This is a genomic window from Ruegeria sp. E1, from assembly GCF_056534225.1.
This window is the reverse complement of record NZ_JBQFPE010000007.1, coordinates 139,324-158,242: the sequence shown is the minus strand read 5'-3', so window position 1 is coordinate 158,242 and position 18,919 is coordinate 139,324. Positions and strand designations below refer to the sequence as shown.

General features: G+C 59.1%; 18 protein-coding genes. 16 read left to right on the top strand and 2 right to left on the bottom strand.

Going from position 1 to position 18,919, the window contains the following annotated elements:
* Positions 1 to 66: 66 nt before the first annotated feature.
* Positions 67 to 726: a ceramidase domain-containing protein gene (locus ACR0FG_RS10895; protein ID WP_480892927.1), complete on the bottom strand. Its 660-nt coding sequence runs from the start codon at positions 724 to 726 to the stop codon at positions 67 to 69.
* A 57-nt stretch (positions 727 to 783) separates the two neighbouring features.
* Here ACR0FG_RS10895 and ACR0FG_RS10890 point away from each other — a divergent pair, with 57 nt between their 5' ends.
* Genes ACR0FG_RS10890 through ACR0FG_RS10880 form a run of 3 tightly spaced genes read left to right on the top strand, consistent with a single transcriptional unit; the run spans position 784 to position 3,616 of the window.
* Positions 784 to 1,476, top strand: coding sequence for a metal-dependent hydrolase (locus ACR0FG_RS10890; protein ID WP_480892925.1), 693 nt, complete (start codon positions 784 to 786; stop codon positions 1,474 to 1,476).
* A complete protein-coding gene (locus ACR0FG_RS10885) occupies positions 1,476 to 2,651 on the top strand; it encodes a M24 family metallopeptidase (RefSeq protein WP_480892923.1) in 1,176 nt (391 codons plus the stop codon). The genes ACR0FG_RS10890 and ACR0FG_RS10885 overlap by 1 nt, the downstream gene beginning before the upstream one ends.
* Entirely contained in the window at positions 2,648 to 3,616 is a 969-nt protein-coding gene (locus ACR0FG_RS10880) for a nuclear transport factor 2 family protein (RefSeq protein ID WP_480892921.1), read from the top strand. The genes ACR0FG_RS10885 and ACR0FG_RS10880 overlap by 4 nt, the downstream gene beginning before the upstream one ends.
* Before the next feature lie 4 nt (positions 3,617 to 3,620).
* On the opposite strand, the gene ACR0FG_RS10875 is transcribed toward ACR0FG_RS10880, so the two are convergent.
* Positions 3,621 to 4,067: a nucleoside deaminase gene (locus ACR0FG_RS10875; RefSeq protein ID WP_480892919.1), complete on the bottom strand. Its 447-nt coding sequence runs from the start codon at positions 4,065 to 4,067 to the stop codon at positions 3,621 to 3,623.
* Here ACR0FG_RS10875 and ACR0FG_RS10870 point away from each other — a divergent pair.
* From ACR0FG_RS10870 to ACR0FG_RS10810, 13 genes are all read left to right on the top strand, one after another.
* Positions 4,066 to 4,944, top strand: a complete 879-nt coding sequence (locus tag ACR0FG_RS10870) for a pseudouridine synthase (RefSeq protein WP_480892917.1) — start codon at positions 4,066 to 4,068, stop codon at positions 4,942 to 4,944. The genes ACR0FG_RS10875 and ACR0FG_RS10870 overlap by 2 nt on opposite strands.
* A 176-nt stretch (positions 4,945 to 5,120) precedes the next feature.
* The gene (locus tag ACR0FG_RS10865) at positions 5,121 to 6,032 is read left to right on the top strand and encodes a 5-bromo-4-chloroindolyl phosphate hydrolysis family protein (RefSeq protein ID WP_480892915.1); all 912 of its coding nucleotides are present in this window, start codon (positions 5,121 to 5,123) and stop codon (positions 6,030 to 6,032) included.
* A gap of 29 nt (positions 6,033 to 6,061) precedes the next feature.
* The gene (locus ACR0FG_RS10860) at positions 6,062 to 7,252 is read left to right on the top strand and encodes a toxic anion resistance protein (protein WP_480892913.1); all 1,191 of its coding nucleotides are present in this window, start codon (positions 6,062 to 6,064) and stop codon (positions 7,250 to 7,252) included.
* A gap of 10 nt (positions 7,253 to 7,262) precedes the next feature.
* On the top strand, positions 7,263 to 8,219 hold the full coding sequence (locus tag ACR0FG_RS10855; RefSeq protein WP_480892911.1) for a DUF2927 domain-containing protein: 957 nt from the start codon (positions 7,263 to 7,265) through the stop codon (positions 8,217 to 8,219).
* Positions 8,220 to 8,241: 22 nt separating this feature from the next.
* A complete protein-coding gene (locus tag ACR0FG_RS10850) occupies positions 8,242 to 9,390 on the top strand; it encodes an SPFH domain-containing protein (RefSeq protein ID WP_480892909.1) in 1,149 nt (382 codons plus the stop codon).
* A 39-nt stretch (positions 9,391 to 9,429) separates the two neighbouring features.
* Positions 9,430 to 10,521: a TFIIB-type zinc finger domain-containing protein gene (locus ACR0FG_RS10845; protein WP_480892907.1), complete on the top strand. Its 1,092-nt coding sequence runs from the start codon at positions 9,430 to 9,432 to the stop codon at positions 10,519 to 10,521.
* Between the two features lie 63 nt (positions 10,522 to 10,584).
* Positions 10,585 to 11,253: a nitroreductase gene (locus ACR0FG_RS10840; protein ID WP_480892905.1), complete on the top strand. Its 669-nt coding sequence runs from the start codon at positions 10,585 to 10,587 to the stop codon at positions 11,251 to 11,253.
* Positions 11,254 to 11,278: 25 nt separating this feature from the next.
* On the top strand, positions 11,279 to 11,716 hold the full coding sequence (gene dtd, locus ACR0FG_RS10835) for a D-aminoacyl-tRNA deacylase (RefSeq protein WP_480892903.1): 438 nt from the start codon (positions 11,279 to 11,281) through the stop codon (positions 11,714 to 11,716).
* A gap of 4 nt (positions 11,717 to 11,720) precedes the next feature.
* On the top strand, positions 11,721 to 13,715 hold the full coding sequence (locus ACR0FG_RS10830) for a CocE/NonD family hydrolase (RefSeq protein ID WP_480892901.1): 1,995 nt from the start codon (positions 11,721 to 11,723) through the stop codon (positions 13,713 to 13,715).
* Positions 13,716 to 13,834: 119 nt separating this feature from the next.
* On the top strand, positions 13,835 to 15,421 hold the full coding sequence (locus ACR0FG_RS10825) for an ABC transporter substrate-binding protein (RefSeq protein WP_480892899.1): 1,587 nt from the start codon (positions 13,835 to 13,837) through the stop codon (positions 15,419 to 15,421).
* A 1-nt stretch (position 15,422) separates the two neighbouring features.
* Positions 15,423 to 16,379, top strand: coding sequence for an ABC transporter permease (locus ACR0FG_RS10820; protein WP_170710382.1), 957 nt, complete (start codon positions 15,423 to 15,425; stop codon positions 16,377 to 16,379).
* Positions 16,376 to 17,233: an ABC transporter permease gene (locus ACR0FG_RS10815; protein ID WP_170710384.1), complete on the top strand. Its 858-nt coding sequence runs from the start codon at positions 16,376 to 16,378 to the stop codon at positions 17,231 to 17,233. Before ACR0FG_RS10820 ends, ACR0FG_RS10815 begins: the two co-directional genes overlap by 4 nt.
* A complete protein-coding gene (locus ACR0FG_RS10810; RefSeq protein ID WP_480892896.1) occupies positions 17,230 to 18,867 on the top strand; it encodes an ABC transporter ATP-binding protein in 1,638 nt (545 codons plus the stop codon). The genes ACR0FG_RS10815 and ACR0FG_RS10810 overlap by 4 nt, the downstream gene beginning before the upstream one ends.
* Positions 18,868 to 18,919: the final 52 nt, after the last annotated feature.

Here is an 18,919-nt window from a genome sequence, read left to right as displayed (position 1 = left end):
GAGGCCGCCCATCGGATATCCGAGCCCTTCGACAATATTGTTTCGGGACTTTCGATATATGCAGCGTCAGGGCTTGGCGCTGCGGCTTCGAAGTGCACGGCGATAGACTTCGATCATCCAGCCCAGCATGGTTGCGTTCAGAATGTGCCACATGAAATGCGTCCCCATCGGAGTCTGCTCACACATCGGCAAATCCATGGCCCTGAAAGTGATCGAAGCTATCAGGATTGCGGCCCCAATGGTCAGGCCACGCGCAACGACTGGTGCGCGATGGCGCAACAATGCGGCGTATATCAGGATAAGCAACGGGATCGGAGCATAAGCCGCAGACCCGCCTAGACCAGGTATCAGCCGAAAGATTGGGAGTGTCACAGCCACAAACGGAAAGAACAACAAGGTCAGACCCAAAGCGGGCCATGTGCGCAATTTCCAGACATCGCGATTGATGGCGAAAATATAGATCAGGATGAACAGCAATATCGGCGCAACATCCGCCATTGCAGCCCAAACCTGCGCGTGTGTGTGAAACAGATAGCTGCCGATCCCGATCATTGCCAAAACCGCGATCAACAAATGCGCCAGCGGTGCGTACTGCCCGCGCATTCGGCGCCACATCACAAAAGCGGAAATCAGAAAAGCGGCATTTGTCACCGCATTTATGGGCTCGGCCCAATAGGCGGTCGATAACCTCTCACAATATCCGTCAATTTGCTGCGTCCATTCCATGGATTTTTACTTAACCGATGCTAGGCTGGGTCCAAGAAAATTGTGGGAGGTTTCTTCATGAATATCATCTGGCTGGGGCATGGCAGCTTTCGTATCGAAACCGGGGGGCAGGTTCTGTTGATCGATCCGTGGCTGACCGGAAACCCTGCCCTGCCCGAAGATCAACATGACGACGCGGTTGCTGGCGCGACGCATATCCTGCTGACGCATACGCATTTCGATCATGTGGTGGATGTTCTTCCATTGGCCAGACATCTGGGCGTTCCGGTGGTCGGTCAATACGATCTGATGGGATATTGGGCCGAGGCTGAGAATATCGAGACGGTTGGGTACAACAAGGGCGGAACGGTTGATCTGAACGGCGTCAAGGTGACAATGGTGCCCGCCTCGCACAGTTCAACCTTTTCGACGCCCGATGGGTTGCGGACGGGCGGCACCGAGGTCGGCTATATGATCGCGGCTGAGGGTCACATGCTTTATGTCTCGGGCGACACGGACATCATGGCCGACATGGACTGGATGGGGGACTATTACAAACCGGATATCGGCATCCTGTCGGCAGGTGGGCACTTTACCATGGATATGCGCGGGGCTGCTTATGCCGCAAAACGGTACTTCAACTTCAAAACCGTGATCCCGTGCCACTACCAGACCTTCCCGATCCTTGAGCAATCGGCGCAGGTACTGGCGGACGCACTGCCCGGTGTTGATGTCATCGAACCTCAGATCATGAAAGCGATTACCCTCTGATGCCCGCTTCGGATATCTCGGCGCAGGAATACGCCCAGCGCCTCGCCGCGACGCGGGCGGCGATGGACCGCAGGGGCATCGATACTCTTCTGATTACCGATCCGTCGAACATGGCCTGGCTGACCGGCTACGACGGATGGAGCTTTTATGTGCCTCAGATGGTGATCCTGCCTCGGGAAGGATCGCCGCTGTGGTGGGGGCGTACGCAGGACAAAGCAGGCGCTCAGCAGACCACATGGTTGGAGCCGGACGCCCTGTTCGACTGGCCAGAGGAACACGTTCAACACCCGGATCATCATCCGGTGGACTCTCTGGTCGATCTGCTGAAATACCAGGGCTGGACCACCCGGTTGGGCGTTGAGATGGACAATTACTATTACTCTGCCGCCAGCAACCGGATCCTGGAAAGCGCCTTTGGGGCCAACGCGCTGAGCGATGCGACGGGTCTGGTCAATTGGCAGCGCGCCGTCAAAAGCGACGCCGAGATTGCCATGATGCGGAAAGCCGGACGCTTGACGGCACATATGCACGGGGTCCTGCGCGACGCTTATTGCGAGGGGCTGCCCAAGAACCAATTGGTGGCCGAGGTCCAAGCCGCCGGAATCGCGGGCCTGCCTGATCTGGCGGGCGATTATCCGGCGATTGTCCCGATTGCGCCTTCAGGCGCCGAAGCCTCGGCCTCGCATATCACATGGAACGACCGCCCGCTGGTGGCGGGCGAGGCCACTTATTTCGAAATCTCGGGCTGTTACCGACGTTATCACTGCCCGGCCAGCCGCAGCTTGTTTCTGGGCACTCCGCCCGAAGATATCCGCCGCGCAGAAGCAGCAGTGCTGAGGGCGATTGACGACGCGCTGCGCGCAGCCCGCCCCGGCACCACCTGTGAAGAGGTCGCCGCCTGCGTCTATGACAGTTTCGCCAAGGCCGGATACGTCAAAGGCAACCGCACCGGGTATCCAATTGGCCTCAGCTACCCGCCCGACTGGGGCGAGCGGACCATGAGCCTGCGCCCCGGTGATACGACCGAGCTAAAGGAAAACATGACGTTCCACCTTATGCCAGGGCTTTGGACCCCGGATTGGGGTTTGGCGATCACCGAAAGCTTTGTGGTCACCGCCGAGGGTGGCAAACCGCTGGCCGACATCCCGCGCGAGCTTGTCGTGAAACGCGCATGACCCAGCCCATCCGCCCCTCGCCCGAGTTGGTCGCCGTAGTGCGGCGCTGGAACGATGCGGTTCGGGAAAAGGATAGCCCCGCGCTATCCAATATGCTGTCGGCCTCGGAATATGTGCGCTATCAGGGTTCGGCTGAAGGCGAGTTCTGGTCCGGCGCGCTGTTCCGACAGGGCTTCCCGGATCACGTTGCGGAAATCCCCGATTTCGAATGGGACGAGCACAGTCTGGAGGCCTTTGAATGCGGTTCTGTAGGCTGGGCCAATTGCGTTGCCACACTGCGTTTTCCCAACACCGCAACGGCCATGGTGCACAGGTTTACCTTTGTCCTGCATCTTGAAGACGGGTTGTGGAAGATTGTGCACGCTCATGTCTCGAACCCGACCCCCAATCTTGAGAAAATGGGCGTCGAGCACAAAGCACTGGACGCGCTGGTTGCCGCCGCGCGCGACGGGTTTCGTCAGGATCAGCGCGAAGGCATGGCCTCGGTCATGTTCACCGACATCGTCAATTCCTCGTCCATCGCTGAAAAGCTGGGGGATCGGATCTGGGCTGATACGGTCCACAGGCACTTGGAACTGGCCCGCGACACGATCGAGGCGCAAGGCGGCACGCTGGTGAAATCGCTGGGCGACGGTACGATATCCAGCTTTGCGTCGGCCCGCGCAGCATTGATGGCCGCGACCGAATTGCAGCAACGTAACGCGGCAGAACCCGGTGAACCGTCCCTGCGGGTGCGCGTCGGAATACATACAGGCGACGTCATCCAGACCGATGACGATTTCTTTGGCTCGGTGGTGAACAAGGCTGCGCGCGTCGCAGCCATTGCCGCTCCGGGTGAGGTCTGCGTTTCGGATGCAACCAGGCTTCTGGTCGATGGACAGGATGACATGGCCTTTGGCGCGGCCCGGTCCGTTTCGCTTAAAGGCCTGCCCGGAGATCACAGGATTTACAGCCTGAAATGGTAACGTTCTAACGACGCTCTGCGAAAAATGCCCTAAGCAAACGCTCGGCCTCTTCCGCCCCGATCCCGTCATAAACCTCGGGTGTGTGATGCGATTGCGGGTGCGAAAACACCCGCGCGCCATGGGCAACGCCACCGGACTTCGGATCGGACGCGCCATAGCAAATCCGCCGGATACGCGCAGCAGCCAGCGCGGCGGCGCACATCGCGCAGGGCTCCAGCGTGACGTACAGGTCGTGATCCGGTAGCCGCTCGGACTCGGCGGCAGCGCAGGCTGCGCGCAAGGCCAGAACCTCGGCATGGGCCGTGGGATCGTTCAGTTCCCGTGTGCGATTGCCCGCTTCGGCCACAACCCGCCCTTGGGAAACGATCACTGCGCCTACAGGCACCTCACCGCGATCAGCCGCGGCGCGCGCCTGTTTCAGGGCCAATTCCATATACGATCTAAACGTCATGCCTTTGACTGCCTCAGAAAGCTGCCTTTCGCAAGGCGGCGGGATGGGGTATGGCCGGGGCATGAGCAACACCCCTCCCCCCGGCGACCGGATCGCCAAAGTCCTTGCGCGCGCTGGCGTAGCCTCGCGCCGCGAAGCGGAACGCATGATCGAAGCCGGTCGTGTAACCGTCAACGGCAAGGCAATCGACAGCCCCGCGCTGAACGTGACCGCCAAAGACAGGATAACTGTCGACGGCAAACCGGTGTCCGAACCCGAGCCCTCGCGCCTGTGGCTGTACCACAAGCCCTCGGGTCTGGTGACCACCGCGCGGGACGAAAAGGGCCGCGCCACGATTTTTGACAACCTGCCCGAGGACATGCCCCGGGTCATGAGCGTCGGGCGGTTGGACCTGAACTCGGAAGGGTTATTGTTGCTGACCAATGACGGCGGGATCAAGCGCAAGCTGGAACTGCCCTCGACCGGTTGGCTTCGCAAATACCGGGTGCGTGTGAACGGACGTCCCAAGGACGAAGATTTTGCACCATTGCGACAGGGGCTTGTGATTGAAGGCGAGCGGTTTCAGCCGATGACAGTGACGCTGGACCGGCAACAGGGCGCAAACGCCTGGCTGACCATCGGCCTGCGAGAGGGCAAGAACCGCGAAATCCGGCGCGCGATCGAGGATATCGGCTTTACCGTGAACCGGCTATTGCGCGTATCTTATGGTCCGTTCCAATTGGGCGCTTTGAAACCCGGTGAGGTCGAAGAGATCCGTCGCCGGGTTCTGCGTGACCAATTGGGGCTTGAGGGCGGGGATATTCACGCCGACGGGGCAAAACGCCCTTCACGGCCACAAAGAAAGCGCTCACCAATCGGCAAGAAACCTCGCAAGTGACGCGGGTTTTCCAACCTTCCCCCTAGCGCCAAGCCCTCGCATCTACTAAATTTTCTCTGAAGGCTGCCTTTGGGGGAACGTCATGTCCGGGTCTGGCGTGCAAAAATTCGCATATGCCACATTGCTGGTGTTGCTGTTCGGCGTCTGTACTGGCCTGCTGGGGGGCTTGTAAACTCATGGCCAAACGGTATGGCGGAAAATTCAGCCCTGATGGCAGTGCTGCTCAGGACGAACAGCCGCAGCGCGGACAGTTTGATCGAGCGCGCGTCGAACCTGCGGGCGCGCGCGTAAACCTATTGTTCCTGCCTGCAATTCCATTGGTTTTTCTATCGCTGAATGACGGCGCGATCGGCATGACCATCGGGCTTGTCGCCGCCGGCTTGTTGATCGGTGCTGCCTTTCTGTTGCGCGAAGGTTTGCGCGCCGAAGCCGCGTACAACGCCCGGCGCACCGCGCGTCGGCCTGCAATACCGCGCAAGATATTTGCCTCTGTTCTTACCGGTTTAGGAACGGCCTTGGCCGCCTACCGTGCTGATTTTGACCCCGAGGCCGCGGCTCAGGCAAGTATTGTAGCCCCGGTCTTGTTTGGCTTGGCAGCAACTGTGCTGCACTCGGTGTCTTTCGGGCTTGATCCGATGAAAGACAAAGGCATGGAAGGCATTGATACGTTTCAACAGGACCGCGTTGCCCGCGTTGTCGAAGAGGGGCAGGCCCATTTGTCCGAGATGACCGACGCCATAAAGCGCGCTGGTGATCGCAAGATCGAAGCCCGCGTTGAACGGTTTCAGGATACTGCGCGGGACTTGTTTCGAACGGTCGAAGAGGACCCTCGGGATCTGGCGGGTGCGCGCAAGTACATGACGGTCTATCTGCAAGGTGCCCGGGACGCGACGGTGAAGTTCGCCGACGTCTACGCGCGTACCCGCGATGCGCAGGCGAAGGCAGACTACACAGCCCTTCTGGATGATCTGGAACAGAACTTTGCTGCACGTACAAAGAAAATGCTGTTGGATGACCGCAGTGATTTGACGGTTGAAATTGATGTGTTGCGCGAAAGATTGCAACGCGAAGGTGTCCGGCTGGACTGACCGGCCATAGTTTGAGCGAGGATTGCCCCATGTCCGATGAAATCAAAAACAAGGCGATTGAATCTGAATCCATCGTGCAGGAGGTTACTGCCGTAGCGCTGCCTGAACCCAAGGCCGAGATCGTCTCGCTGGAAGACGCCGATGAACCTGTCAGCGCCGAGATTCGCAAGCGGATGGAAGAGATCGACATGGGCAACACCAACTCGATCGTTTCGTTCGGCTCATCCGCGCAGGCCGAGTTGCAAGAGATCAGCCAGGCCATGCTGGCTGATGTACGCAACAAGGATGTCGGCCCCGCAGGTGATAGTCTGCGCAATATCGTAACTACGATCCGGGGTTTTTCTGTCAGTGAACTGGACGTGCGGAGAGAACGCAGCTGGTGGGAGAAACTGCTGGGCAAGGCGGCCCCGTTTGCCCAGTTCACAGCTAAGTTCGAAGATGTGCAGGGCCAGATCGACAAGATCACCGATGATCTGCTGGGCCATGAGCACACATTGCTGAAAGACATCAAGTCTCTGGACTTGCTCTACGAAAAGACGCTGGGGTTTTATGACGAACTGGCCCTTTACATCGCGGCGGGCGAGGAAAAACTGACCGAGTTGGACAGCCAGGAAATTCCGGAAAAAGAATCCGAGGTACAGGCCGCGCCAGAGGACCAACAGGTCATGAAGGCGCAGGAGCTGCGCGATCTGCGCGCCGCGCGGGATGATCTGGAACGCCGTGTGCACGACCTGAAGCTGACGCGTCAGGTGACGATGCAATCGCTGCCGTCGATCCGGCTGGTGCAGGAAAACGACAAGTCGCTGGTCACCAAGATCAACTCGACTCTGGTGAACACTGTTCCGCTTTGGGAAACGCAACTGGCGCAGGCAGTCACCATTCAACGCAGCGCCGAGGCGGCCGCAGCCGTGCGTGATGCCAACGACCTGACCAACGAATTGCTCACCTCGAACGCAGCCAATCTGCGCGAAAGCAACAAGATGATCCGCGAAGAAATGGAGCGTGGCGTCTTTGACATCGAAGCCGTCAAGAAAGCGAACGAAGACCTCATCGGCACCATCAATGAAAGCCTTGCCATCGCGGATGAAGGCAAAGCCAAACGTGCCGCCGCCGAGGCGGAGTTGCAAAAGATGGAGGTCGAATTGCGCGACACGCTGGCCTCGGCCAAGGCGCGCAAGGACGGGTTGGGCGACACCGCCAGCACAGCAGTCCCCGGCTGAGGGCGGCGGCGTGGTCCCGGTGGGACAGCTTGGAAAGGCAATTCTGGCCCTGTCGGTGATCGCGCTGGCTGGGTGTGATGAGGCGTTGCAGACCTCCAGTGTCCTACAACCGCAACCTGCGCAACCTCAGATCGCGGCCAATGCCTACGTCCCGCCATCAGCGGCCAGTCAGGATCTGGCCCGGTTTTATCAGCGTATCGAACGAGACCTGAAAACGCGGGGGTTGCTGCGAGTTGATGGCGGCGGACCAGACACACCATATGAGGCCGACGATCTGGCCCGCAATTTCGAAACCATCGCATTTTACAGCGAGTATCCGGACGATGCCGCCTCGGTCGGGGCGCGCCGGACCGATGGGCAGCTGAGCCGATGGACCTCTCCGGTGCGCATACAGCCCGAATACGGCCCCTCGGTCGCGCCCGAGATGCGCACCCGGAACACCGCGGACATAACCAATTTCTCGAAACGGCTGGCTCGATTGACGGGGCATCCGATTTCGACCGTCAGCCGGAACGGTAATTTCCACGTCTTTTTTGCCGGCAAGGATGACAGCAGCTATGTCGTCGGACGGATCAAGCAATTGATCCCCAATATCGGGCAAGGTCCGCTTGATCTTATCGCCAATCCGCGCCCCTCGTTTGATTGCTTCGTATTCGCCTCGGCAACCAATTCTGCGCCGAATGTCTATGTGCGCGCGGTGGCCCTGATCCGGGCCGAACTGCCGGATCTGGTACGTCTTAGCTGCATTCACGAGGAAATCGCACAAGGTCTGGGGCTACCCAATGACAGCCCGGCGGCGCGGCCTTCGATCTTTAACGATGACGATGAATTCGCCTTACTAACCAGCCATGACGAAAAGCTGCTGACATTATTATACGATCCGCGCCTGAAACCGGGCATCACCGTTGACGAGGCGCGCCCGGTGGTGCGGATCATAACCCGAGAATTAATGGGGCTGTCGCTCTGACCCCGGAAACAGGAGAACGCTTATGGGTATTTTTGATTTTCTGACCGGAGAGTTTATCGACGTCATTCACTGGGTCGATGACACCCGCGATACGATGGTTTGGCGGTTCGAGCGTGAGGGCCACGAGATCAAATACGGCGCCAAACTGACGGTTCGCGAAGGTCAGGCCGCCGTGTTTGTGCACGAAGGTCAATTGGCTGACGTGTTCACCCCGGGCCTTTACATGCTTGAAACCAACAACATGCCGATCCTGACGACATTGCAGCATTGGGATCACGGGTTTCAGTCGCCGTTCAAGTCCGAGATCTATTTCGTCAACACGACCCGGTTCAACGATCTGAAATGGGGCACCAAGAACCCGATCATGCTGCGCGATCCCGAATTCGGACCGACGCGCATCCGGGCCTTTGGCACGTACACCGTGCGTGTGAAGGATGCGGCGAAGTTCCTGGTCGAGATCGTGGGTACTGATGGTGAATTCACAATGGATGAGATCAGTTTCCAAGTTCGCAACATCATCGTTCAGGAATTTTCCCGCGTCATCGCCGGATCTGGCATCCCGGTTCTGGACATGGCTGCCAACACCGCCGATCTGGGCAAGTTGATTGCAGCCGAGGTCTCGCCCGTTCTGGAAGGTTACGGGCTGGAGATGCCGGAATTCTATATCGAGAATATCTCACTGCCGCCTGCAGTCGAGGCGGCGCTGGACAAGCGCACCTCGATGGGGCTGGCTGGTGATCTGGGAAAGTTCACCCAGTACTCGGCGGCCGAGGCAATGACGGCAGCGGCCAACAATCCCGGTCAGGGCGGCGGCATGGGCGCGGGTCTTGGCATGGGGATGGGCATGGCGATGGCACAGCAGATGTCGAACATGGCAGCGGGTCAATCGGGCGGCCCGTGGGGCGGCTCCACCCCCGCTGCCCCGCAACAGTCGGCACATACGACACCGCCCCCCCCACCTCCGGTTGAGCATGTCTGGCATATCGCCGTGGATGGCCAGACCAGCGGGCCGTTTTCCAAGGCCAAGATGGGGCGCATGGCCACTGACGGTGAAATCACGCGTGACACCCATGTTTGGACTGCTGGTCAGGACGGCTGGAAAAAGGCGGGCGACGTGCAGGAACTGGCGCAGCTGTTCACCATCCTGCCGCCACCTCCTCCGGGGGCCTGATCGCAGGATTGCTGAACAAAAGATAGGGCGAGTCGCGAAATGAGCACCGACGAACACCGTTTCCCTTGCGAGCAATGTGGTGCGGATTACAGATTTGACCCCGCCAACGGCACCATGACCTGTGATCATTGTGGGCATTCCGAAGCCATCGGCGCGGGACCGTGGGGCGGGGCCAGCCTGAAAGAACTGGATTTCGATGCCGCTGTCGCGGATCGCTTGCCTGATACCGAGATTGAAGAAACGCGGGTTCTGACCTGTCCGAACTGCGCAGCCCAGGTTGAATTCGATCCCAACACCCACGCCGCAGAATGTCCGTTTTGCGCGACCCCTGTTGTGACCGATACGGGTGTTAGCCGCCACATCAAACCTCGCGGTGTTCTGCCGTTTGCATTCGACGAACGCTCAGCTCACAAGGCGATGGGTGATTGGCTGGGGCGGCTTTGGTTTGCACCCAATGGTCTGAAGGAATACGCCCGGAAAGGTCGCAAAATGCAGGGGATCTATGTGCCCTACTGGACCTTTGATGCGGACACGAAATCCAGCTATCGCGGCGAACGGGGCACTGTTTACTACGAAACCCGCACGGTCATGCGGGATGGAAAACGCGTTCAACAGAAGGTTCCAAAGATCCGCTGGTCCCCGAAATCCGGGCGCGTGGCGCGGTTTTTTGACGACGTACTGGTGCTGGCCTCGCGATCTCTGCCAAAATCTTACACCGATGCTCTGGAGCCGTGGGATCTGCCAGCGCTAGAGCCCTATCAGCCGGAATATCTGGCTGGTTTCCGGGCCGAAGCCTACACCGTCGAACTGAACGAAGGCTATCAGGAGGCGCGCGGTCACATGGCGCGTGTGATTGAACGTGATGTTCGGTTTGATATTGGCGGGGATCGGCAACGCATCCATGCGCTTGAGACCGAAGTTCGCGATGTCACGTTCAAGCACATCCTGCTGCCGGTCTGGATGGCGGCCTACAAATATCGTGGGCAGACCTATCGCTTTGTCGTCAACGGCCGTACAGGCAGGGTTCAGGGCGAACGGCCCTGGTCGGCGATCAAGATCACGATTGCGGTGGTTCTTGGCCTGCTGGTGGCTGCCGGGGTCGGATATCTGATCGCAACCGGACAGCAATAAATGATCGCGCTTGCCTGACGCGAAAAGCGCAGGCATCTTCCTGGGGCGAAACAGGGGGACCGCGTGACACTCTCAGTACTGAACGAATTGCTGCATGGGCGCCATTCCTGCAGAGCCTTCCACCCGGACCCCGTTCCCAAAGATCAGATCGAACAGATCATCGCCAGCGCCGGACGTGTGCCAAGCTGGTGCAACGCCCAGCCCTGGCATGTCACCGTGACCAGCGGAGCAGAGACAGACGGGTTTCGCGAGGCGTTGCAAAAAGAGGTTACGAGCGCCGCCGCTGCCCCGGACCTGCCCTTTCCCACAGGCTATTCCGGCGCCTATCAGGATCGCCGCCGTGCGTGCGGCTGGGCGTTGTATGAGGCGGTCGGGGTTGAAAAAGGGGACCGTGCAGCCTCTGCCCACCAGATGATGCAGAACTTTGCCCTGTTTGGCGCACCGCATTGTGCCATTATTTCCAGCCCTGCCGAACTGGGGCCTTATGGGGCGATGGATTGCGGTGGGTTTGTCACTGCCTTTGCCCTTGCTGCGCAAGCGATGGGTATCGCCAGCATCCCGCAGGCCGCCATTGCCACTTATGGCCCGTTTCTGCACCGCCATTTCGATATCCCGGATGACCGCCTGATCCTGTGCGCGATCTCATTCGGCTATCCCGACACTGACCACCCGGCCAACGGGTTCAGAACTGACCGCGCACCGCTGGAGCAGATCGTCGACTGGCGCGGGTAAGCGACAAGAAAGGACAGGCCCATCCATGCGTGCATTGCTGCAAAGAGTCTCAAACGCCTCGGTTTCTGTTGATGGCGCATTGGTTGGCCAATGTGGTCCGGGCCTGATGATCCTGGTTTGTGCCATGCAGGGGGACGACACGGAACAGGCCGCGTTGCTGGCGCAAAAGATCATCAAACTCCGGATATTCAAGGACGACGCGGGCAAGATGAACCGCTCGGTGCTGGATGTTGGGGGTTCTGCCCTTGTGATCAGCCAGTTCACGCTGGCCGCCGACACATCGCGGGGCAACCGGCCCGGGTTTTCTCAGGCAGCCCCCGCCGCTGAAGGAGAGCGCTTGTATCAGGAGTTCGTCAGGCAATTGTCGGGCCAAGGTATCCCCGTCGAAACCGGTGTCTTTGGCGCAGATATGTCGGTGAATCTGACCAATGACGGCCCGGTCACAATCTGGATGGAAAGCTAAGAAAATGACGCCACCCCCCAACACTCTGCGCGAAATCGAGGATATCCCAGACCTTGGCATCACCATGTCCGATGGATGCCGCCTGTCGGCCCGCGTCTGGTGGCCCGTTGATGCAGATGACCACCCGGTGCCTGCCATCCTTGAATACCTACCCTACCGCAAACGCGACAGCACCGCGACCCGGGATGCCCTGACCCATCCTTGGTTCGCCAAACGCGGCTATGCCTGCATCCGCGTCGACATGCGCGGCAATGGTGACAGTGAAGGCCTGATGGAGGATGAATACACCCAACAGGAACTGGACGACGCGGTCGAGGTGATCAACTGGCTGGCCGAACAGCCATGGTGCAGCGGTACCGTTGGCATGATGGGCATCAGCTGGGGCGGGTTCAACGCGCTGCAGGTCGCGGCAATGCAACCCGAGGCGCTGAAGGCCATTGTCACCTTGTGTTCGACGGCGGACCGCTATGCGGATGACATCCACTACAAGGGTGGCTGCTTGCTGAACGAAAATCTGGGCTGGGGGGCTACGATGTGGTCGTATTCCTCGCGCGCGCCCGACCCGGCGCTGCGACCGGACTGGCGCGATCTCTGGATAAAGCGGCTAGAGGCTGAGCCCTTTCTCCCTTCGGTCTGGTTGCGCCATCAAACACGCGATACCTATTGGCAGCACGGATCCGTTTGCGAGGATTTCGGGGCAATTCAGGCTGCTACGCTGGCCGTTGGCGGTTGGAGCGACGCATATAAAAACACGGTTCCGCTGCTGGTTGAAAATCTGAAAGCTCCCGTCAAAGGGATCGTTGGACCCTGGGTGCACAAATACCCGCATTTCGCGGTTCCTGAACCTCGGATCGGTTTCCTGCAAGAGGCATTGCGGTGGTGGGATCGGTGGCTCAAGGGCATTGATACCGGGGTAGAGAACGACCCCGATTACCGCGTCTATCTGATGGATGGGGTACGCCCGGCGCGCTGGTACGCTGAACGCCCCGGGCGCTGGGTCGCCGAAAATACTGGCGCCACATCTCACATCCCCGGCATGACAATGACGCTTAGCGATGGCGGGCTGGATCACAGCGGGCCATTGGATCGGCGCATTCGATCCCCCCAGCATTGTGGCATGGACAGCGGTGAGTTCTGCGCCATCTGGCTGGGCCCTGACATGCCCGGCGATCAACGTGCGGACGATGCGCTGTCGGCCTGCTTCAATGGCGCAGCCCTCTCGGAAGACATGGACATTGTCGGCGCCCCGCGTATCCGCCTGCGTCTGAGCGCCGACAAACCGCAAGCACAGATCGCCGTGCGGTTAAACCACATCCATCCCGACGGTGCATCGACCCGGATCACCTATGGCGTACTGAACCTGACCCATCGCGACAGCCACGCGAATCCACAATCTCTCGAGCCCGGTCAAAGCTATGACATCACGCTGGATCTGGATCACATCGCCTATCGCGTCCCAAAGGGCCACAGGCTTCGGGTTGCAATCTCAAGCGCTTGCTGGCCGTTGATCTGGCCCGCGCCCGAGACGGCAGAACTACACCTGACCCAGGGCGACATCACCCTCCCGGTTCGCCCTGCGGCCCACGCGGACGAGTGTGTCTTTGCGCCAGCCGACAGCGAAGCGGAACGATCCGTTACGACCCTGCGCCCCGCAGCCAATACCAGACGAGTCGAAACGGATATGAATACGGGCGAGATTCACATGCTGATCGATGACGACTTCGGGTTGGTCAGGGATAATGATCACGGCCTGACCAGCGGCAGCTGCGCCTCCGAGAAATGGTCGATCCACCCGGATGATCCGCTATCGGCGCGCGGGGCGTGTGTCTGGACGCAAGAAATGATTCGAGACGACGTGAAACTGCGAACACAAACAGCCTGCGAAATGTGGAGCGACCGGGACAGATTTTATCTGACCGCCAGCATCAACGCCTATGAGGGCGAAACACTTATCTACTCGCGCCAGTTAGAAGATACGATCCCGCGCGATCAAGTCTAGAGGCCAGAAGGCTGAGAGGCAGATTTATTCTTGCTCGGGAACGGGAAATACGCCAACGTTGACTCATGCGTCAATAAAAGCCCGCAAAGGGCTCAATCCAATCAACTGGGAGAATTTGGATGAACGATCAACTCACTCACATGTCTAAACTTGTGGCGACGGGTAGAATGTCGCGCCGCGAGTTCATGGGCCGGGCAGCCGCCTTGGGTGTGTCCGTCGCGATGGCAAGCAGCGTGTTTGCAACCGCCGCGCGAGCGGCCGGGCCAGTCAAGGGCGGCACCATCCGCGTGGGCATTCAGGGCGGCGGCTCGTCCGACAGTCTGGACCCGGCAGTTGCAGCAAACGCCACCGCGACACAGGTTATCCGCCTGTGGGGCGAACCGCTGCTGGAACTGGACCCCGATGGCGGCCTGTGGCCACGTCTTGCCGAAAGCTTTGAAGCGTCGTCGGATGCGCGCATCTGGACGTTCAAAATTCGTTCCGGTGTGAGCTTCTCGAACGGGAAAACCATGACCGCCGACGATGTGCTGGCAACGATGGAACGTCATTCCGGTGAAGACACGAAATCGGGTGCCCTGGGCATCATGCGCGGTATCCAGAACATGAGCGTCGACGGTGATCTGTTCATCGTTGAGCTGGAAAAGCCCAACGCCGACCTGCCCTATCTGCTGACCGATTATCATTTGGTGATCCAGCCCAATGGCGGCAATGACGATCCGACCGCAGCGATTGGCACAGGGCCTTACGTCCTGAAATCGGTCGAACCCGGCGTGCGCTTTGTAGGTGAAAAGAACCCCAACTATTGGGACGAAAATGTCGGCCATGCGGATACGATCGAACTGATCGTCATCAACGATGACACCGCGCGCGTTGCGGCGCTGCAATCGGGTCAGGTTCACATGATCAACCGCGTGCCGCCGCGCACCGCAAAACTGGTCGGTCGTGCGCCAAACATCAACCTGCGCACCACTTCGGGTCCGGGACACTATGTGTTTATCGCACACACCAACACTGCGCCGTTTGACAACAAGGATCTGCGGTTGGCGCTGAAATACGGCATGAACCGTCAGGAGATGGTCGACAAGATCTTGTTCGGCTTCGGCTCAGTCGGGAATGACACGCCGATCAACAGCTCTTATCCGCTGTTCACCGAGTTGGAACAGCGTGAATACGACCCGGACAAAGCGGCATTCCACCTCAAGGAATCGGGTTTTGACGGATCTATTCTGCTGCGGACGTCGGATAACTCGTTCCCGGGCGCGCCGGATGCGGCGGCTCTGTTCCAGCAATCCTGCGGTGCCGCTGGCATCAACATCGAAATCAAGCGTGAACCCAATGACGGCTATTGGTCCGAGGTCTGGAACAAACAGCCCTTCTGCACCAGCTATTGGGGTGGGCGCCCGACGCAGGACTCGATGTTCTCGACCGCGTACCTGTCGTCGGCGGACTGGAACGATACCCGTTTCAACAACGAGCAGTTCGACCAGTTGCTGTTTGCCGCTCGGGGCGAACTGGACGAAGGCAGCCGCAAACAGATGTATGCCGATATGTCCACCATCCTGCGCGACGAGGGCGGCCTGATCTGTCCGATGTTCAACCAGTTCATTGACGCCACGACCTCGGACGTGGACGGTTGGATCGAGGCCAAGAACGGCTTTGACCTCAACAACTTCTACGCTCCGATGACCATGTGGATTGCTGCCTGATATGGGAATCGCGATGAAACTTGTGGTCCAGCGCATTGCGCTGGGCCTTTTGCTGTTATTAGCCGTATCCGTGCTGATCTTTGCGGGTACGCTTATCCTGCCCGGCGACGTAGCCCAGTCGATCCTCGGCCAGTCCGCAACCCCCGAAGCCCTTGCTAACCTGCGTGAAGAACTGGGCCTGAACGAACCCGCCATTACCCGCTATTTCGACTGGCTGTTTGCCGCGTTGCAGGGGGATCTGGGTACTGCGCTGACCAATGGTCGTGACATCGCCGAGAGCATCGGTCAACGCATGTCAAACACTCTGTTTCTTGCCTTTTGGGCCGCCATCATTTCTGTGCCGCTTGCAATTCTGCTGGGCTTGATTGCTGTCCGGTATAAGGACCGCTGGCCGGATAAACTGATCTCGGCCGTGACGCTGGCGTCGATCTCGATCCCGGAATTCCTGATCGGCTATCTGCTGATGTACTTCATTGCCGTAAAGCTGGGATGGTTCCCATCCGTTGCGATGATCGGCGATCACATGAGTTTGCTGCAAAAGCTTCAGGCCATCGCCCTGCCCGTCATGGTGCTGACGCTGGTTGTACTGGCGCATATGATGCGCATGACCCGTGCGGCGATCCTGAACGTGATGCAATCGGCCTATATCGAGACGGCTGAACTCAAAGGTTTGAGCGGGTTTCAGGTCATCGCCCGCCACGCCTTTCCGAACGCCATCGCGCCGATTGTTAACGTCGTTATGTTGAACCTCGCCTATCTGGTGGTTGGCGTCGTCGTGATTGAAGTGGTCTTTGTCTATCCCGGCATGGGGCAGTATCTGGTGGACCACGTGTCAAAACGTGACGTTCCGGTGGTACAGGCCTGCGGGCTGGTTTTCGCCGCCGTTTATATCGGCCTCAACATGATCGCCGACATCGTTTCGATCCTGGCCAACCCGCGTCTGAGGCATCCGAAATGAAGAACATTCCTATTTCTGCTCTGATCGGGTTGTTCCTGACGGCCCTCTACTTCCTCATGGCGCTGCTCGCTCCGCTCATCGCGCCTTATGGCATGGCCGAAGTGGTTGGCGATGTCTGGGAACCCTCGAAGATCGAGATCATGCTGGGGATCGCACCCGAAGGTTTCACCGAGTCGAATTTCTGGCTGGGCACCGACAATATCGGGCGCGATCTGCTCAGCCGGATGATCTATGGCGGGCGCACCACCATCTTCATCGCGACGGCCGCGACGATCCTGTCCTTCGTGACCGGCTCGGTCCTTGGCTTCTTTGCCGCCGTGATGGGCGGCTGGGTCGATCAGGTGCTGTCGCGCTTTGTCGATCTGATCATGTCGATCCCGACGCTGATCTTCGCACTTGTGGTCCTATCGGTGATGCCGGTGACCGTACCGATCCTGATCGTCGTCATGGGTCTGCTCGATTCGACACGTGTCTATCGTCTGGCGCGCGCTGTAGCTGTCGATATCACCGTCATGGACTATGTCGAGGCTGCGCGTCTGCGGGGCGAGAAAATCGGCTGGATCATCTTCCGCGAAATCCTGCCCAATGCCTTGTCACCACTGGTGGCCGAAATGGGCTTGCGGTTCATCTTTGCCGTTCTGTTCGTCTCGACCCTGTCTTTCCTGGGTCTTGGCGTACAACCGCCCGAGGCTGACTGGGGTGGCATCGTGAAGGAAAACAAGGAGGGCATCGTCTACGGCATTCCCGCCGCACTGTTGCCTGCCGTTGCAATCGCGACGCTGGCGATCTCGGTCAACCTTGTGGCTGACTGGGTCCTGAACCGTACCACATCGCTGAAAGGAGGCCGGGGATGAGTGATACCCTTCTCAAGGTCCGCGACCTCAAGATCGGCGCGACCGTTTATCCACCGGGTGAGAAACCCCATGACATCGAGATTGTGCATGGGGTCAGCTTTGACCTTGAACGCGGCAAGGTGCTGGGTCTGATCGGTGAATCCGGCGCCGGAAAATCCACCATTGGTCTGGCCTCGATGGCCTATGGCCGGGGTGGTGTGAAGATCACCGGCGGCGAAGTCTGGGTGAACGGGCGCGACATCCTGAAGACATCTCTAAAGGATATCCGCAAGCTGCGCGGGGGTGAGGTCACCTATGTCTCGCAATCCGCTGCCGCGTCTTTCAATCCGGCCAAGAAGATCATGGATCAGGTGGTCGAGGCTGCGGTCGAACAGAAGAAGTTCAGCCGCAAAGAGGCCGAGGCCCGCGCACGCGAGCTGTTTGCCAAGCTGGGTCTGCCCGACCCGGACAATATCGGCAATCGTTACCCGCACCAGGTCTCGGGCGGTCAGTTGCAGCGCTGCATGACGGCTCTGGCGCTATGTCCTGAACCCGATCTGGTGGTGTTCGACGAACCCACCACGGCGCTGGACGTGACCACGCAGATCGATGTTCTGATGGCGATCAAGGAAGCCATCGCGGATACCGGCGTTGCCGCGCTCTACATCACGCACGATCTGGCGGTTGTGGCGCAGGTCAGTGACGACATCATGGTTCTGAAAATGGGTGATACCGTCGAGTACGGCAGCACAGATCAGATCATCAACAACCCGCAAGAGGAATACACTCAGGCGCTGGTTTCAGTCCGGTCCATCGACCATGAAGAAAAGAAGCCCACACCGGAACCGGTGTTGCAGGTGGATGGCATCACTGCGCGCTACAAGGGTTTGAATTTCGACGTGCTGCACAACGTCAATGTCGAGCTTCATCCCGGACAGACGCTTGCCGTCGTTGGTGAATCGGGATCGGGCAAGTCGACGCTGGCGCGCGTGGTCACGGGCCTTCTACCCCCGCGCGATGGTGAGATCACCTTTGCGGGGCGCAAGCTTAGCCCTGATCTTGACGGACGTTCGCGCGAAGACCTTCGCGAGCTGCAGATGATCTACCAGATGGCCGATGTCGCGATGAACCCGCGCCAGACGGTCGGCACGATCATCGGTCGCCCGCTGGAGTTCTATTTCAACATGCGTGGCGCGGAAAAACGCAAGCGGATCATCGAACTTCTGGATGAGATTGAACTGGGCGAAAAGTTCATCGACCGCTATCCGGCAGAACTGTCCGGCGGGCAGAAACAGCGTGTCTGCATCGCGCGGTCGCTGGCAGCCAAGCCCAAGATGATCATTTGTGATGAGGTCACCTCGGCGCTGGATCCGCTGGTGGCGGACGGCATCCTGAAACTGTTGCTGGACCTGCAAAAGATCGAGGATGTGGCATACCTGTTCATCACCCACGATCTGGCGACGGTCCGCGCGATCAGCGACAGCATCGCGGTGATGTATCAGGGGCGTGTCGTGCGGTATGGCTCTAAAAGCGAGGTGCTAAGCCCGCCGTTTGACGACTATACCGACCTGCTGCTGAGTTCCGTTCCGGAAATGCATCTGGGCTGGCTGGAAGAGGTTGTTGCCCACCGCAAAATGGAAAGCGCCGGCAACTGATACCCTGCGTGACAGTTTCATGAAGTTTCAAAATCCCGGCACATTGGTGTCG

What these genes read in the sequence shown, in the direction of transcription:
- ACR0FG_RS10875 (WP_480892919.1), bottom strand. Translation starts at nt 4,067, where the DNA reads ATGACGTTTAGATCGTATATGGAATTGGCCCTGAAACAGGCGCGCGCC.
- ACR0FG_RS10850 (WP_480892909.1), top strand. Translation starts at nt 8,242, where the DNA reads ATGGGTATTTTTGATTTTCTGACCGGAGAGTTTATCGACGTCATTCAC.
- dtd (WP_480892903.1), top strand. Translation starts at nt 11,279, where the DNA reads ATGCGTGCATTGCTGCAAAGAGTCTCAAACGCCTCGGTTTCTGTTGAT.
- ACR0FG_RS10825 (WP_480892899.1), top strand. Translation starts at nt 13,835, where the DNA reads ATGAACGATCAACTCACTCACATGTCTAAACTTGTGGCGACGGGTAGA.
- ACR0FG_RS10860 (WP_480892913.1), top strand. Translation starts at nt 6,062, where the DNA reads ATGTCCGATGAAATCAAAAACAAGGCGATTGAATCTGAATCCATCGTG.
- ACR0FG_RS10830 (WP_480892901.1), top strand. Translation starts at nt 11,721, where the DNA reads ATGACGCCACCCCCCAACACTCTGCGCGAAATCGAGGATATCCCAGAC.
- ACR0FG_RS10880 (WP_480892921.1), top strand. Translation starts at nt 2,648, where the DNA reads ATGACCCAGCCCATCCGCCCCTCGCCCGAGTTGGTCGCCGTAGTGCGG.
- ACR0FG_RS10845 (WP_480892907.1), top strand. Translation starts at nt 9,430, where the DNA reads ATGAGCACCGACGAACACCGTTTCCCTTGCGAGCAATGTGGTGCGGAT.
- ACR0FG_RS10885 (WP_480892923.1), top strand. Translation starts at nt 1,476, where the DNA reads ATGCCCGCTTCGGATATCTCGGCGCAGGAATACGCCCAGCGCCTCGCC.
- ACR0FG_RS10870 (WP_480892917.1), top strand. Translation starts at nt 4,066, where the DNA reads ATGCCTTTGACTGCCTCAGAAAGCTGCCTTTCGCAAGGCGGCGGGATG.
- ACR0FG_RS10895 (WP_480892927.1), bottom strand. Translation starts at nt 726, where the DNA reads ATGGAATGGACGCAGCAAATTGACGGATATTGTGAGAGGTTATCGACC.
- ACR0FG_RS10820 (WP_170710382.1), top strand. Translation starts at nt 15,423, where the DNA reads ATGGGAATCGCGATGAAACTTGTGGTCCAGCGCATTGCGCTGGGCCTT.
- ACR0FG_RS10810 (WP_480892896.1), top strand. Translation starts at nt 17,230, where the DNA reads ATGAGTGATACCCTTCTCAAGGTCCGCGACCTCAAGATCGGCGCGACC.
- ACR0FG_RS10865 (WP_480892915.1), top strand. Translation starts at nt 5,121, where the DNA reads ATGGCCAAACGGTATGGCGGAAAATTCAGCCCTGATGGCAGTGCTGCT.
- ACR0FG_RS10890 (WP_480892925.1), top strand. Translation starts at nt 784, where the DNA reads ATGAATATCATCTGGCTGGGGCATGGCAGCTTTCGTATCGAAACCGGG.
- ACR0FG_RS10815 (WP_170710384.1), top strand. Translation starts at nt 16,376, where the DNA reads ATGAAGAACATTCCTATTTCTGCTCTGATCGGGTTGTTCCTGACGGCC.